General features: G+C 59.3%; 16 protein-coding genes. 5 read left to right on the forward strand and 11 right to left on the reverse strand.

The features are described 5' to 3' along the window. Positions 1-225: 225 nt before the first annotated feature. The gene (locus ACJ8OK_RS02685; RefSeq protein WP_004935097.1) at positions 226-924 is read left to right on the forward strand and encodes an MgtC family protein; all 699 of its coding nucleotides are present in this window, start codon (positions 226-228) and stop codon (positions 922-924) included. 245 nt (positions 925-1,169) lie between these two features. Continuing rightward, positions 1,170-3,869 carry a magnesium-translocating P-type ATPase gene (gene mgtA / locus ACJ8OK_RS02690; RefSeq protein ID WP_033632698.1) on the forward strand — a complete coding sequence of 900 codons (2,700 nt, stop codon included), beginning with the start codon at positions 1,170-1,172 and terminating at the stop codon, positions 3,867-3,869. A 48-nt stretch (positions 3,870-3,917) separates the two neighbouring features. Here the strand turns inward: mgtA and ACJ8OK_RS02695 are convergent, their stop codons facing one another. The 4 genes from ACJ8OK_RS02695 to ACJ8OK_RS02710 all read right to left on the reverse strand — a co-directional run bounded on the left by ACJ8OK_RS02695 (position 3,918) and on the right by ACJ8OK_RS02710 (position 6,887). After that, the gene (locus tag ACJ8OK_RS02695) at positions 3,918-4,691 is read right to left on the reverse strand and encodes a DUF3307 domain-containing protein (protein WP_004935091.1); all 774 of its coding nucleotides are present in this window, start codon (positions 4,689-4,691) and stop codon (positions 3,918-3,920) included. Positions 4,692-4,693: 2 nt separating this feature from the next. Then, entirely contained in the window at positions 4,694-5,290 is a 597-nt protein-coding gene (locus tag ACJ8OK_RS02700; protein WP_033632699.1) for a hypothetical protein, read from the reverse strand. A 212-nt stretch (positions 5,291-5,502) separates the two neighbouring features. Beyond that, the gene (locus tag ACJ8OK_RS02705; RefSeq protein ID WP_004935085.1) at positions 5,503-5,682 is read right to left on the reverse strand and encodes a hypothetical protein; all 180 of its coding nucleotides are present in this window, start codon (positions 5,680-5,682) and stop codon (positions 5,503-5,505) included. A gap of 95 nt (positions 5,683-5,777) precedes the next feature. Further along, complete coding sequence (locus tag ACJ8OK_RS02710) at positions 5,778-6,887, reverse strand: YbdK family carboxylate-amine ligase (RefSeq protein ID WP_004935083.1); 1,110 nt, start codon at positions 6,885-6,887, stop codon at positions 5,778-5,780. Between the two features lie 151 nt (positions 6,888-7,038). On the opposite strand from ACJ8OK_RS02710, the gene ACJ8OK_RS02715 reads away from it, so the two are divergent. The 3 genes from ACJ8OK_RS02715 to arsC all read left to right on the forward strand — a co-directional run bounded on the left by ACJ8OK_RS02715 (position 7,039) and on the right by arsC (position 9,170). Further along, the gene (locus ACJ8OK_RS02715) at positions 7,039-7,365 is read left to right on the forward strand and encodes a metalloregulator ArsR/SmtB family transcription factor (protein WP_033632700.1); all 327 of its coding nucleotides are present in this window, start codon (positions 7,039-7,041) and stop codon (positions 7,363-7,365) included. A 69-nt stretch (positions 7,366-7,434) separates the two neighbouring features. Then, on the forward strand, positions 7,435-8,724 hold the full coding sequence (locus ACJ8OK_RS02720; protein ID WP_004935077.1) for an arsenic transporter: 1,290 nt from the start codon (positions 7,435-7,437) through the stop codon (positions 8,722-8,724). 14 nt (positions 8,725-8,738) lie between these two features. Then, entirely contained in the window at positions 8,739-9,170 is a 432-nt protein-coding gene (gene arsC / locus ACJ8OK_RS02725; protein ID WP_033632701.1) for a glutaredoxin-dependent arsenate reductase, read from the forward strand. Positions 9,171-9,192: 22 nt separating this feature from the next. On the opposite strand, the gene benD is transcribed toward arsC, so the two are convergent. The 7 genes from benD to ACJ8OK_RS02760 form a co-directional block, all read right to left on the reverse strand. Beyond that, on the reverse strand, positions 9,193-9,975 hold the full coding sequence (gene benD / locus ACJ8OK_RS02730) for a benzoate diol dehydrogenase BenD (protein ID WP_033632702.1): 783 nt from the start codon (positions 9,973-9,975) through the stop codon (positions 9,193-9,195). 2 nt (positions 9,976-9,977) lie between these two features. Then, on the reverse strand, positions 9,978-11,003 hold the full coding sequence (gene benC / locus ACJ8OK_RS02735; RefSeq protein WP_031300652.1) for a benzoate 1,2-dioxygenase electron transfer component BenC: 1,026 nt from the start codon (positions 11,001-11,003) through the stop codon (positions 9,978-9,980). 15 nt (positions 11,004-11,018) lie between these two features. Next, complete coding sequence (gene benB, locus ACJ8OK_RS02740; protein ID WP_033632703.1) at positions 11,019-11,516, reverse strand: benzoate 1,2-dioxygenase small subunit; 498 nt, start codon at positions 11,514-11,516, stop codon at positions 11,019-11,021. After that, positions 11,513-12,889 (reverse strand): Rieske 2Fe-2S domain-containing protein, encoded by a 1,377-nt coding sequence (locus ACJ8OK_RS02745; protein WP_033632704.1) that lies wholly within the window; start codon positions 12,887-12,889, stop codon positions 11,513-11,515. Before ACJ8OK_RS02745 ends, benB begins: the two co-directional genes overlap by 4 nt. A gap of 95 nt (positions 12,890-12,984) precedes the next feature. Then, positions 12,985-13,914 carry a catechol 1,2-dioxygenase gene (gene catA / locus ACJ8OK_RS02750; RefSeq protein WP_021505768.1) on the reverse strand — a complete coding sequence of 310 codons (930 nt, stop codon included), beginning with the start codon at positions 13,912-13,914 and terminating at the stop codon, positions 12,985-12,987. 83 nt (positions 13,915-13,997) lie between these two features. Beyond that, a complete protein-coding gene (gene catC / locus ACJ8OK_RS02755) occupies positions 13,998-14,288 on the reverse strand; it encodes a muconolactone Delta-isomerase (RefSeq protein ID WP_015378320.1) in 291 nt (96 codons plus the stop codon). A gap of 17 nt (positions 14,289-14,305) precedes the next feature. Further along, complete coding sequence (locus ACJ8OK_RS02760) at positions 14,306-15,421, reverse strand: muconate cycloisomerase family protein (RefSeq protein WP_015378319.1); 1,116 nt, start codon at positions 15,419-15,421, stop codon at positions 14,306-14,308.

Below are 15,421 nucleotides of genomic sequence, written 5' to 3' on the forward strand. Positions count from 1 at the left end.
ACCCCTCTCCAGTTATTTCTGAGCTGTGCATACCCGAATAAGAAAACGTTTCCTGATGCCAAGTGGCTTCAGGCGAATTGAGTTGGACGTTATTATGGTATTCTGCAGCCACAGCCTTTTCCCTCCAGGCATGACACGCTGATTCGCTGATTTATTTTCAGCGCGTTTTCGCGTGTGCTAAACAGCACATGATTTTATCTCCTGTGGTTAATTAAGGGGAAAGTCATGGCTATGACTCCTTTCGTTTTAAATTTATTGCTGGCGATGTGCCTGGGCGCGGTGATTGGCGCCGAGCGCCAGTGGCGCCAACGCATGGCCGGCCTGCGCACCAATGCGCTGGTGGCGACCGGTGCGGCGGTCTTCATTCTCAGCTCTATGTCCACCGATCCGGCCAGCGCCGGCCGGGTGGCCGCGCAGATCGTCTCGGGTATCGGCTTCCTCGGCGCCGGTGTAATCATGCGTGAAGGGCTGAACATTCGCGGCCTCAACACCGCCGCCACGCTGTGGTGTTCGGCGGGGATCGGCGTCCTGTGCGGCCTGGGCCAGCATTGGGATGCGGTGGTCGCCACGCTGGTGATCCTGTGCGCCAATATCCTGCTGCGCGAGGCCGCGCAGCGCATCAACCTGCAGCCGCACCAGCAGGCGACCGATCTGGAACTGTGCTATCGCATTCAGGTGACCTGCGGCGAGCAGGATGAAATTCTGGTGCGCACCCTGATTCTGCAGGCGCTGAACGGCGTCGCCTTGCGGCTGCAATCCTTGCGCAGCGCCGATATTGCCAGCCCGGGGCAATTGGAAGTGTGCGCGGAAATTACCGCTACGCCGGCCGCGCAAAAAGAAATTGAGGGTATTGTTTGCCGCGTCAGTCTGGAAAAAAGCGTGAGTGCCGTGCGTTGGCGCGTCGCGTCCGAATTACCGGTCTGAGTAATAATATAAATATTGATTAACTTGATTATATGTTCGGTTTTATTCATGAGTACCTTGAATAACGCGGAGCATTAAGGAGGCGTTATGGACGATGACCCCGGAAGGGAAATGATTCTTGCGTGGCTGACAGGGTAATCACGCTATTCAGTCACGCTAATTAAAAAAATTCCACTCTGCGCAGAGTCACCTGTTTATCGGGCGGGATCTCCCTGTGCGCAGAACGAAAATAAGAGAATAGCGTTATGACTCAGATTAATGAAAGAATGCGTCGCCGTGATAAAGACGCGGTGACCTACGCCATTGCGCAAGAGGCGACCAACAGCATCGCCCAAACGCTGGCGAACCTGAAGTGCAACCGCAACGGCTTGACCCAGGACGATGCCGATGAGCGGCTGGAGCAGTTCGGCGCCAACCAGGTCGCCCACGACAAGGCGCCGCATGCCTTGATTCAGTTGATCAAGGCCTTTAACAACCCGTTTATCTTCGTGCTGATGGTGCTGGCTGCGATCAGTTTCTTTACCGATTATTGGCTGCCGCTCCAGAGCGGTGAAGAAACTGAACTCACCGGCGTCATTATCATTCTGACCATGGTCACGTTGAGCGGGCTGCTGCGGTTTTGGCAGGAATACCGCACCAACAAAGCGGCGGAAGCGTTGAAGTCGATGGTGCGCACCACCGCTACGGTGCTGCGCCGCAGCAGCTACAGCGCGCATCCGCTGACGCTGGAAGTGCCGATCCGCGAACTGGTGCCGGGGGATATCATTCAGCTCTCCGCCGGTGACATGGTGCCGGCCGACGTGCGTCTTATCGCCTCGCGCGATCTGTTCATCAGCCAGGCGATTTTGACCGGCGAAGCGATCCCGATCGAGAAATACGATGCCATGGGCAACGTGGCGCAGAAGTCGAGCGAAGGGGAAGTGTCCAGCGAGAACGCGCTGCTTGAGCTGTCCAATATCTGCCTGATGGGCACCAACGTCGCCAGCGGCACCGCCACGGCGGTGGTGGTGGCAACCGGCGGGCGCACTTACTTCGGCTCGCTGGCCAAGTCGATCGTCGGTTCGCGGGCGCAAACCGCGTTCGATCGCGGGGTGAACAGCGTCAGCTGGCTGCTGATTCGCTTCATGCTGGTGATGGTGCCGGTGGTGTTGCTGATCAACGGCTTCACCAAAGGCGACTGGAGCGAGGCGGCGCTGTTCGCACTGGCGGTGGCGGTCGGCCTGACGCCGGAAATGCTGCCGATGATCGTCAGCTCCAACCTGGCGAAAGGGGCGATCGCCATGTCACGCCGCAAGGTGGTGGTGAAGCGCCTGAACGCCATTCAGAACTTCGGCGCCATGGACGTGCTCTGCACCGACAAGACCGGCACCCTGACCCAGGATCGCATCATTCTCGAGCACCACATCGACGTCACTGGCGCCAGGGATAACGAGGTGTTGCACCTGGCCTGGCTGAACAGCTTCCATCAGAGCGGCATGAAGAACCTGATGGACCAGGCGGTGATCCGCTTTGGCCGCGGCAAACCGGGGATCGAAGCCCTGGGCCGTTTCAGCAAGGTGGATGAGCTGCCGTTCGATTTCGTGCGCCGCCGTTTGTCGATCGTGGTGGCGGACGAAAATGGCACGCAGCAGCTGATCTGTAAGGGCGCGGTAGAGGAGATGCTCGAGATCGCCACCCACGTGCGCGAAGGCGACAAAACGCTGGAACTGGACGACGCGCGCCGTGCGGCGCTGCAGGCGCTGGCCCGCGAGTATAACGAAGACGGTTTCCGCGTGCTGGTGCTGGCGACGCGCGAGCTGGATGCGCAGCGCCCGGCCGAACCGCTGAGCGTGGCCGACGAGCGCGACATGGTGGTGCAAGGGCTGCTGACTTTCCTCGATCCGCCGAAGGAGAGCGCGCAGCAGGCGATCGCCGCACTGCAGGAAAACGGCGTGACGGTGAAGGTGCTGACCGGCGACAACCCGGTGATCACCTGCAAGATTTGCCGCGATGTCGGGCTGGAGCCGGGTGAGCCGCTCTCCGGGCTGCAGATTGAACAGATGGATGACGAAGAGTTGGCGCGCGAAGTGGAACAGCGTACGGTCTTCACCAAGCTGACGCCGCTGCAAAAATCGCGGGTGCTGAAAATGCTGCAGAGCAACGGCCATACCGTCGGCTTCCTCGGCGACGGCATCAACGATGCGCCGGCGCTGCGCGATGCCGACGTCGGCATTTCGGTCGACACCGGCACCGACATCGCCAAGGAGTCGGCGGACATCATCCTGTTGGAAAAGAATCTGATGGTGCTGGAAGAGGGGGTGATCAAAGGGCGCGAGACCTTCGGCAATATCATCAAGTACCTGAACATGACCGCCAGCTCCAACTTCGGCAACGTGTTTTCGGTGCTGGTGGCCAGCGCCTTCATCCCGTTCCTGCCGATGCTGGCGATCCACCTGTTGATTCAAAATCTGATGTACGACATTTCCCAGCTGTCGCTGCCGTGGGACAAGATGGACAAAGAGTTCCTGCGCAAGCCGCGCAAGTGGGATTCCAAAAACATCGGGCGCTTTATGCTGTGGATTGGGCCGACCTCGTCGATCTTCGATATTACGACCTATGCGCTGATGTGGTACGTGTTCGCCGCCAACAGCGTAGAACACCAGGCGCTGTTCCAGTCCGGCTGGTTCATTGAGGGGCTGCTGTCGCAAACGCTGGTGGTGCATATGCTGCGCACCCAGAAGATCCCGTTCATTCAGAGCACCGCGGCGCTGCCGGTGTTGCTGACCACCGGGTTGGTGATGGCGCTCGGCATCTACATTCCGTTCTCACCGCTCGGCGCCCTGGTTGGCCTGCAGCCGCTGCCGTGGGAATACTTCCCGTGGTTGGCCGCAACGCTGGTCAGCTACTGCGTGGTCGCGCAGTTGATGAAGCGTTTCTATATCCGCCGCTTTGGCGAGTGGCTCTAAGCCGCCTCGGCGTTCACTTCGGGGGCGAAATTTTTCGCCCCCGCACCGCTACAGCAGTTTGTTGACCAGCAGGCCGAGCATGATGGTCAGCGTGAAGGAAAACAGCGTGCCGAGCAGCACATACTCGGTACGCATCTTATCGTCGCTCTGGCGCAGATCGCCGAAACGGAAGATAGATTTGGCCGCCAGTAAAAAACCGATCGCCGGAATTTGCCCCAGCAGCACGAAGGTCAGGATCAGCGTTCTTTCCAGGTAGCCAATCTGTTTGCCCGCGCGCAGCAGCGAGTCGTTGTCGGCCTTGGCCGAAGGCGGCATTTGCGGCGTCCAGTGCGCCAGCAGTTGCCCAATCAGCAGGCTCATCGGCAGATAAATCAGGCTGTAGGCCACCAGCACCAGGCCGGTTTGCCAACGCCCCAGCTGCCGCCCCAGCGCGGCGAGCAGTTCACCGGCATTCGGCGTCAGCCCCAGCCACAGCAAGGCGATCACCGCCAGATGCAATCCCTGATCGAGCAGAAAGCTGCGGGCCGGGCTCAGACGGTTCATCGCGGTGACTTTCAGCAAATCGATCAGGTAGTGGCTGACGGCGATGGCCAGCAGGCTGGCCAGCACCTGCAGTGAAGAAAGCCCGCCGTGCAGCAGGCCGAAACCGGCCACCGCCCAGGCGGCCAGCACCCCGTGCAGCAACGCGTGCAACAGCAGAAAACGCGAACGCGCGCGATGTTGGATTTTATCTTCCACCCAACTCAGCGGCTGCAGCGGAAAATCCGCCAGCAGATGGACGAGCAACAGCCAGGCCAGCAAAGGCGCATAGGTCAGATCCATGGTCAGACGATCCTGTTAATGGCGTGAATAAACCGCATGATTTCCTCGTAGGCCGCGCGTTTCAGCGCGGCGGAGACCGTGGAGGCGGCTTTTTGCAGCTGGTCCGCCACGGCGGCGCCGCTGTCGGCGAACATTCTCGCCTGAACGATGCGCGCTTCGGCCTGTGACAGGCGGCCAATCACATGATCTAACATCGGCAGCAGATCGCTGACAATGGTGTTTGTCCGATCGTTGTCGGTTTTCAGAGCCAGCCGGCAATTTTTTGCCATGGCGTCCAGCGCGCTGCCGGAGTTGATAAAGGCGCTGCCGTAACCGGCGGCGTCGGGCCGTTGGCTACCCAGCCCGACGGCGATGCGCGCATCCCAGTGCGCGGCGCCCATCGCCCGCAGCGCGAGGCGTATGTACACCGCCAGCAACAGCCCGTCCTCCGGGGCGGCCTGCGCCTGGAAGGCATCGCCGCGAAAGATTTCCACCTGATGCAGCCGCCCGTCACGCCGCAGCCGATCGAGCAGGTTATGCAGCCCATTGAGGTAGTTGACGGTGTCTGATCGGCGGGAATCGACCAGATCGCCGCTGATTACGCTGATTGGCGTCGGCATGGCGTGTTCCATTATTTGCGGAGGGATGACTATAAATTCGCACCTGGATACGAATATGTCAATAATTCGCCTCTAGGTACGAATTTATGGGGTTTTCGCCTGTGAGGGCGAAACGGGCAGGATGAGGAACGTGGGATGAACGGCCGGGAATGCGCGGGCCTGCCAGGCTCGCCACCGGCGGCGTAGAGGGGAAATGGCCGGCAACCGGCTGTTCAGAAGCTTTTAACCAGCACGTCACGCGGCATTTCGCTGCCGTGTTTCAGCAGATGCTCAAACGATCGCTCGCTGCTTTTCAGCTGCTGCAAAAACTCCTGCGGCGACAGATCGTGCTTTTTGCCGCTCATGTAAGCCAGCGCCAGTTCTTTTGCCTGATAGCGGGAGAAGTTGTACATGGTGTCCTCGATACGGTGAATGTCAGTGCTCACGATTGTAGCGAAAGAGCACATAATGAACAGCGGCTTTGGCGTATGGAATCGATAGCCGAAACTTAACTTGCAGGCTGCAACAGCTCATCGCACAGGCGCTTGATCACCTGAGCTTGCGGCAGGCCGTTGTGCAACATCTGGCGGATATGCTCCGAATCGCTGATGCCCTGGCGGACATGGCGCTCGACGGCCTGCAGCAGGGCACGATCCTCCCGTCGCTCGGCAAAACCGCTCAGCGCTTCGAGAGTGTGCAGGATGTGGGCGGTCAGGCTGCTGCGGCGCAGCGTCGCGGGATCGACGTATTCGGCGGCAAAGCCGCTGCGATAGGCGTTGATCTTGTTGTAATTGGTGAAGGCATCGTATTCCGGCGCGATCGGTGAGCGGTGCTGCAACAGAAAATCGGCCAGCAGGCGGCAGTAACCGACCAGCAGCACGGCGTGGGTGAGGCGCAGCGGTGTATCGCAGATGCGGATCTCTACCGTGCCCAGCTCCGGTTTTGGCCGCGCATCCCAGTAAATATCCTTGACGCTTTCAATCACGCCTGCGGCATTCAACCGTTCGTAGTAGGCGTTGAATTCATGCCAGCTGTAGATGTGTTCCAGGCATCCGTAGTTGGGGAAGGAGTTCTGGGCGCTGAAGCGGGAACTGGCAAAGCACGTGTCGACCCCCTGATACAGCGGCGACGAGGCGCTGAGCGCGATCAACTGCGGAAAGTAGGGCGTCAGCGCATGGCACAGGTACATCGCTTCGTCCCCGTCGTTGACGCCGAGGTGAATGTGTTGGCCGAACACGCAGGCCAGCTTGGAGAGATAGCCAAAACGGCTGGCCAGCTGCCTGTAGCGCGCGTTGTCGCTGATGACCTGCTTGCGCCAGTCGTTGCTCAGGTGGCGGCCACCGCCGCAGACGTCACAGCCCAGGCGCTGCGCGCTGCGTCGGACGGTATGGGTCAGGGCGCGCAGCTCGGTGTGCAGCTCATCGAGATCGCGGTGCACCGAGCTGTTCAGCTCCACCATCGATTTGGTGAGCTCATGCTTGACGCGCCGGCGGTCGCCGACCGCGCTGACCACCCGATCGGCTCGATCCGTAAGGTCGTAGTGCTCGGCATCGACCAGCTGTAACTCTATTTCGGTGCCGATGGAGAGTCTTTCCGAACGTTTGAATGTGAGCGGCATGGTACCTCCTTCCTGCAAGAACGGCATAAAGATAAGTATATGTCTCGGTGAGGAGGGCAACGTTTTGCATTTTATATTTGTTTTTTCGCATGTGAAGCTGGTATCTTCACGAGCGAGTTGTGGTGAAGAGAAAGGTTAACGGGAGTGTGACATGTCGTCATTGACGCCGCTGAAGCTGTTTAAAAACCTGTCTGACGAGACGCGTCTGACCTTGGTGCTGCTGTTGCGCCACGCCGGTGAACTGTGCGTGTGCGAGCTGTCGGGCGCACTGGCGCTGCCGCAACCCAAGATTTCAAGGCATCTGGCGATGCTGCGTGAAAGCGGGCTGCTGCTCGATCGGCGCGAGGGTAAATGGATACATTATCGCCTGTCGCCGCATATGCCGGCCTGGGCGGCGGCGATTATTGAGCAGGCTTATCAGTGCCGGCCAGAACAGATGACGGAGTTAGCGCAACGCGTGGCGAAAGGTTGCCCGTAACGGTAAAAAATTTACGCAAACACATATGAAAAATCGAATATGTAAACTTAAAGGGGCGGAAGGACAGCGATGATAGTGGCAGGGGCGATCTTTATTCTGACGTTGATCTTGGTCATCTGGCAACCGAAGGGGCTGGGTATTGGCTGGAGTGCGTCGATCGGGGCGGGATTGGCATTATTGAGCGGCGTGGTGCACGTCGGCGACATCCCCGTGGTATGGCAGATAGTCTGGAATGCGACTGCGACCTTTATCGCCGTCATCATCATCAGCCTGTTGCTGGATGAAAGCGGCTTTTTTGCCTGGGCCGCCTTGCACGTCGCGCGCTGGGGCAACGGCAAGGGCCGCTGGCTGTTTACCTATATGCTCCTGTTGGGCGCGGCGGTGGCGGCGCTGTTCGCCAATGACGGCGCCGCGTTAATCCTCACGCCGATCGTGATCGCCATGCTGTCGGCGCTCGGTTTTCGTCCTGCGGCGGTGCTGGCTTTCGTCATGGCGGCGGGTTTTATCGCCGATACCGCCAGCCTGCCGCTGGTGGTGTCCAACCTGGTGAATATCGTTTCGGCGGATTTCTTCCACTTGGGCTTTACGGAGTATGCGGCGGTGATGGTGCCGGTCAACCTCGTCGCCGTGGCGGCGACGCTGGTGATGTTGCATTTGTTCTTCCGCAAGGATATTCCGCCGGGCTACGCGTTGACGCGTTTACCGGTACCGCGGGAAGCGATCCGCGATCGCGCGACGTTTCGAGCCGGTTGGGCGGTATTGGCGCTGTTGCTGATCGGCTTTTTCGCCCTGGAACCGCTCGGCGTGCCGGTGAGTTTGGTCGCCGCCTGCGGCGCGCTGGTGCTGCTGGCGGTAGCGAAACGCGGGCGGGCGATCGATACCGGCAAAGTGCTGCGCGGGGCGCCCTGGCAGATCGTGATTTTCTCGCTGGGTATGTATCTGGTGGTCTATGGGCTGCGCAATGCCGGCCTGACCGATCTGCTGTCCGGCGTGCTGGATGCGCTGGCGCGGCAGGGGCTGTGGGCGGCGACGCTCGGCACCGGCTTCCTGAGCGCGTTTCTCTCTTCCGTCATGAATAACATGCCGACGGTTCTGGTAGGGGCGCTGTCGATCGACGGCAGCAGCGCGGAAGGCGTCATCAGGCAGGCGATGATTTACGCTAACGTCATCGGCAGCGATCTCGGCCCCAAAATCACCCCGATCGGCAGCCTGGCCACGTTGCTGTGGCTGCATGTGTTGGCAAGGAAAAACATCGTCATTACCTGGGGCTATTACTTCCGCGTGGGACTGGTGATGACGCTGCCAATTCTGTTCGTCACCCTGGCCGCGCTGGTGCTGCGGCTGTCCGTTTTGCCATAACCGGAGCAACTGACATGAGCGACATCAAAATTTATCACAACCCGGCCTGCGGCACGTCGCGCAATACGTTGGCGCTGATCCGCAACAGCGGCGCTGAGCCGGAGGTGATTCTGTATCTGGAAACGCCCCCCAGCCGCGAACGGTTGATTGCGTTGCTGGCCGACATGAACATGACGCCGCGCGCGTTGTTGCGTAAAAACGTCGAGCCTTACGCCGAGCTGCGGCTGGACGACGGCGCCTGGAGCGACGATCAACTGATCGACTTCATGGTGCAACAGCCGCTCCTGATCAATCGCCCCATCGTGGTGACGCCGCTTGGCACGCGCCTGTGCCGTCCGTCGGAGGCGGTGTTGGAGATTCTGCCGGATCCGCAGCGCGGCGCCTTCAGCAAAGAGGACGGCGAGCCGGTGATCGACGCGCAGGGCCGCAGGATAACCAAAGGCTGATCGCTGCGGCCCTGCGCCTGTTTCATCCCAAATCGCCGCCGGCGACCGGCAGCACCGTTCCGTTAATGTAACTGGCTTCGGCGCTGGCGAGGAACAGAATAGCGGCGGCTTGTTCATCGACGCTGCCGTAGCGGTGCATCAGACTGCTGTCGAGCGTTTGCTCAACCACCTGCCGATACCACCGTTCCTCCTGCTGCGTCGGAGATTCGCGATTGCGTGGCGTCAGCCGCGGCGGCGCTTCGGTGCCGCCCGGCGCCGTGGCGTTGATGCGAATGCCGGCTCCAGCGTATTCAAAGGCCAGTGATTGGGTCAGGGCGTTGACGCCGCCTTTGGCTGCGGAATAGGGAACGCGATTGACGCCGCGCGTGGCGACCGAAGAAACGTTGACGATCACTCCGCTCCCCTGCGCCAGCATATGCGGCAACGCGGCGCGGCAACCCCATAGCGTCGGGAACAACGAGCGCCGAATCTCCGCCTCAATCTGTTGCGGCGCATAGTCGGCAAATGGTCGCGCCCAGATGGTGCCGCCCACATTGTTCACCATAATATCCACGCGCCCAAAGTGCTGTTGCACCTGATCCAGCGCCTCGCGTGCTTCTTCCCAGTGCTCCAAATCGGCCTGCAGGGCGATGATATCGGTGCCGCGTTCGCGTAAAACGGCTACGACCTCCTCCAGATAGGGGGTGCGATCGATCAGCGCCAAACTCGCCCCTTCCCGAGCCGCGCGTTCGGCCACCGCTTTGCCGATGCCTTGAGCGGCACCGGTTATCGCCATTACCTGGCCGCTGAAACGTGACTTATCCATGGTCAACTCCTCTGATCGGCCTGGCTGGGGGCGAACTTCTCATAATGGAAGCTATTCGGGATAAAGGCGCGTCGCTGGAAATCGCCAAGCACCGCTTCCACCATCGGCGGCGGCCCACACAGGTACACGTCCAGGTCACCCTTATTGAGCAGGCTTTCGTCGAGATGCTGGGTGACATAGCCTTTATGCGGCGACAGCGACACCTCACTGGCTACACAGCTCAGATAGCTGAAATTCGGCAGGCGCCGGCGATATGTCTCCAGCTGTTCCAGCTTGACCAGATCGTGGTCATGGGTGACGCCGTAGATCAGATGCACCGGCTGTTTGCTGCCGCCGAGTGCCAGATGTTCCAGCATGGAAAGGAACGGCGCCAGCCCGGTGCCGCCGGCCAGAAATAACATTGGCCGCACCGGCGTGCGCAAATAGAAACTGCCCTGCGGGCCGCGCAGACGGATCGCGTCGCCGGGTCTCGCCTGTTCAGTCAGATAACGGCTCATTATGCCGCCGGGCACGTTACGCAGCAGAAAAGAGAGTTGCCGGCTACCGGGCGGCGAACTGAACGAATAGGCGCGGCTGACCACGCTACCGGGAACGTCGATATTCACATATTGTCCCGGCAGGAACGCGATGCCCCGCTCATCATCCAGCGTCAGGCAGAACTCGATGGCGCTGTCCGACAGGGCGGTGGCGGAGGTGACGGTGGCGGTAAACATTTCGCTGGCGGTTTTACACATCGTCGAGGGCATCGGCACCTCAATGACGCAGTCCGAGAGCGGCACCATCTGACAGGTCAATACCCGCCGCTGTGCGGCTTCCTGCTCTGACAGCGCCTCTTCCAGGTAGTCATCGCCCAACTGATACTCTCCTTGCTCACAGTGGCATTTACAGGTGCCGCATACGCCGTCCGAGCAGTCCATCGGCAGGTTGATCTTTTGTCGGTAGGCGGCGTCGAGTACTCTTTCATTCGGATTGCATTGAATAAAGCGGCTGACACCGTCTTCAAAATTAAGGGCAACGGTAAAAGACATACCTCACCTCCTGTATTAAAGATGATAAATATCAATAACATGATTGATATAGTCATTATCCAGACGAATTTTTTTGCGCTTAATTTGCAGCGCATCCCCGGTAAGATCTATCCACAAACGGGTTGAGCCGAAATAAGTGTCCGTGTGGTTGTAGCGGTGATAGAAGGTGGCCCAGTGGTAGTTCACCTCGGCCTGTTCCGCACCGGAGGATAACAGCTCCACGTTGCTGATAAGATGCACCGTACGCGGCTCCGGCATGCTGCTGGCGGCTGAGCGTTCGGTTTTTATGCGGTAAACGCGATCTTCCAGGCCTTCGCGATTGGCGTAATAAATCAGCGAAATCTCGCTGTGGGGATCCGTCGTCTGGCGATCGTCGTCAGCCCAGGCCGGCATCCAATATTCGACCTGCGGATGGTAGCAGGCCAGCCAGTCATCCCACTGCCGGTCATCCAGCAGGCGTGCTTCGCGGTACAGAAATTGTTCCACCCGCTGTTGCAGGTTACATGTACTCATTGCGCCACCTCGTCGTTTCGTTGCTGGCGCTCCAGCTGGCGCAGCAGAATGTTTTGCCAATGATGATGCTGACTGAGATACAGGGCTTCATCTTCCGGGCGGGGGCCGGTCATGTCAGGCACGATCCCCAGCGCTTTGGCGTTGTCGTCAGCCTGGCCCTCCAGCCAGCGGGTAGCGCCGCGGCTCAGATCGCTCCAGGGCATGTTGCCGGCGTTGAACCCCAGCTGGCAGGCGCGGAATTCCTCCAGGTCGTCCGGCGTACCCATGCCGCTGACGTTGAAGAAATCCTCATACTGACGAATGCGCAAGGCTCGCTCGTCGGCGTTTTCGCCCTTCGGCGCAAAGCAGAATACGGTCACTTCGGTTTTATTGACGGCAATCGGGCGCACTACGCGCAACTGGCTGGAAAGCTGGTCCATGATGTACAGATTGGGGTAAAGGCACAGGTTGCGGGTTTGGTTCACCATCAGGTCGGCACGGTGTGCGCCGAACGCGTCGTTCAAACGGGTGAAGTGCCGATAAATGGGGCGCGACTCCGGGTTCAGCACCCGGGTCCACAACAGCAGATGACCATTCTTGAAGCCGTAGGCTCCGCCGTCGTTTTTTGACGACCAGCAGTTGGCGTCCATGGTTTGGGTGCCGCTGGCGGCATCCCGATGCGCCATGGTGGAGACATAGTTCCAGTGCACCACGCTGACGTGGTAACCGTCCGCACCGTTCTCCATCTGCAGTTTCCAGTTGCCGTCGAAGGTGTAGGAGGATGAGCCGCGCAGAACTTCCAGCCCGCTCTCAGCCTGATCGATGATGAGATCGAGGATCTGCCGCGTTTCGCCCAAATAGTCCTCCAGCGGTTGCACCTCATCACTCAGGCTGCCGAACAGAAATCCGCGATAAGACTCAAAACGCGGCAGCTGCTTCACATCATGTGAGCCGTCCTGCTTGAAACAGGGAGGATAAGCGCCGGTTTTCTCGTCCTTGGCTTTCAGCAGGTGGCCGGCGTTATTGAAGGTCCAGCCGTGGAAGGGGCAGGTGAAGGTACTTTTATTGCCGGCCTTGCGGCTGGCCAACATCGCGCCACGGTGCGAGCAACTATTGATCATGGCATGCAGCCGCATGTCTTTGTCGCGCGTGATGATCACCGGCTGACGCCCAATGGTGAGCGTGTAATAATCGCCTGAGTTGGCGATTTGGCTTTCATGCGCCAGATAAATCCAATTGCCTTCGAAAATGGCTTTCATTTCGAGTTCAAACAGCGCCTCATCGGTAAAAATACCGCGATTGCACTGATATATGCCATTTTCTTTATCAATAATTAAAGCGTGATTTATTTTTTCTTTCAGCTTGGATATTGTCGGATTCAATAATGAATGCATATTCATGGCCTCATGGAAAATGGATAGACGGGGCAGTGGGCAATCAATAACCGATTGCCCGTTATTAGCGTCGCTATTCTTTTGTGCGAAAAATATTAATCTTGCAGCGCGCGAGGGCGATTTATTCTGTTCTGTTCGATGCGGTCCGCCGCGGCATAAAGCGTAAAATCAAACTGCACTTCGGTATGCGGGCCGGGCAGATCGCGTTTTGCCGCCAGCGCCGGATCGGTGATTTTCACCGGGTTGGCGATCAGCTCATCGCGGGTAGCGAAAGCGAAGTCATCCCACAGATAACGGTCGCCATTGAGATTGATTTGCGTCGTCAGGTGTTTATGCGCCGGTGCGGAGACGAAGAAATGAATATGCGCCGGACGGTTGCCGTGGCGCCCCAGTCGATTGAGCAAAGCCTGGGTGGGCCCGTCGGGTGGACAGCCGTAGCCCGACGGCACGATGCTGCGCGCCGCGTAGCGGCCATCGGCGTCGGTGGTTATCCGCCGGCGCAGGTTGAAGCCGCTCTGCGATTTATCGAAGAAAGAGTAGTTGCCCAACGTGTTGGCGTGCCAAATATCAACCACCGCCCCCGCCAGCGGCTTGCCGTCGGCGCCTTTGACCTGGCCGTGCAGCCACATCACCTCGCCGTCGTCGTCGCCGTCATCCATCCGCGCGAAGCCGGCGCTCACTGGCGCATTGGCCACATACAGCGGCCCCTCGATGGTGCGTGGCGTACCGCCGCTCAGCCCTTGTTGGCGCTCGCGCTCGTCGTCGCGCAGATCGAGGTAGTGTTCCAGCCCCAAGCCGGCGGCCAGGAGCGCCGCCTCTTGACGTTCGCCCAAGACGTGCAGATAGTTGATCGCCTGCCAGAATTCTTCAGGGGAAATATCATAGCGATCGATGAGCTGACAAATATCGCCCAGCAGATGATGCATGATTTTTTTGAAACGCGGATCACCGTTGTCATTAGTAAAACCGCTGCTGATTTCCAGCAATTTGATAATGTCTTGACGTTGATTGAAGGATATAGACATTGCGAATTCCTCATTGCTTATAATGTAGGTTATACAGAGAACAGGAATTAACAGCTAACCTTGCGGGTTATTATCCCGGTATTTTATTTGTCATCGTCGCGGATCGATGACGGGTGTCGGCATAACGCCGTTACGCGAATTTTCATATAAGGGTAAAGCGGCAGGGCGAATAACAGCTCGTGCAGCTCGGCATTGCTTTCCACATCGAAAATGCTGACATTGGCGTAGCTACCGGCTACGCGCCAAAGATGTCGCCATTTTCCGCTCGCCTGCAGGGTTTGCGAATATGCTTTTTCGCGCGTTTTTATTTCGTCGGCGAGCGCTTTAGGCATATCGAGCGGTAATTTCACGACCATTTCAACTTTGAATAGCATGGCGTAGTCCCTCGTGGTTATTTGCGTCGATAAAAGCGCAGTTTGTCTTCATCGATATCGACCCCCAGGCCCGGGCCTGACGGCAGACTGACGTGACCGTTGGCGAAACGCAGCGGCGTGGTGACCACGTCGTCTTTCAGCAACAGCGGGCCGAACATCTCGCTGCCCCAGTCCAGCTTCAGCGTCGACCAGGCGTGCAGCGAGGCGACGGTGCCCAGCGTGCCTTCCAGCATGGTGCCGCCATAGACGCCGACTCCGGCGGCCTGTGCGACCTGCGCCAGTTTCAGCGCCTGCGCCGGGCCGCCGGCCTTGGCTATCTTCAGCGCGTAGGCGCCGGTAAAGCCGCCCGCAGCCAATGCATAACCGTCGTGAGCGTCGGCCACCGCTTCGTCGGCCAGGATCGGCAGAGTGAAGCGCTGACTGAGCCGGATTAACGCCGTGCGATCCCATTGCGGCACCGGCTGTTCGACCAGATCGATGCCGATCTGCTGCAGCGCCGCCATTCCGCGTACGGCGGTGGCGGCATCCCAGGCCTGGTTAACATCGACGCGAATGCTGATCTCCGGCCCCAGCGCTTGCTTGATAGCCTGGGTGTGGCGCAGATCTTCCTCCAGTGGCCGGGCGCCGATCTTCAACTTGAAGGCGCGATGACGGTCTTCCGCCAACAGGCGTTGCCCTTCGATGATATCTTGCTGCGTATCGCCGCTGGCCAACGTCCACAGCACCGGCAGGGTGTTGCTGAGCGCGCCGCCGAGCAGGGTGCTGACCGGCAGGCCGAGGCGTTTGCCCTGGGCATCGAGAAAGGCGGTTTCCAGCGCCGACTTGGCAAAGGTATTGCCCTGGACCTGGCCATTCATCAACGCAACCAACGGCGCCAGACCGCTGAAGCTTTTGCCGCTCAGCAGCGGCGCGAGGTAGCCGTCGATCGCCGACTTGATCCCCTCCGGGCTTTGCGGGCCGTAGCTCAGCCCGCCGATGGTGGTGGCTTCCCCCCAGCCGATCAGGCCGTCGGCGCAGGTCATGCGCACCAGCGTCAGCGTTTGGCAGCCCATCGTGGCCATCGACAATTTGTGTGGCCGAATAGTGGGAATATCCACCAGCCAGCTGTCGATGCGTTCAATGCGAAGTTCCAT

It is taken from the genome of Serratia sp. CY71090, from assembly GCF_052166845.1.
GTDB classification, from domain to species: domain Bacteria; phylum Pseudomonadota; class Gammaproteobacteria; order Enterobacterales; family Enterobacteriaceae; genus Serratia; species Serratia nematodiphila.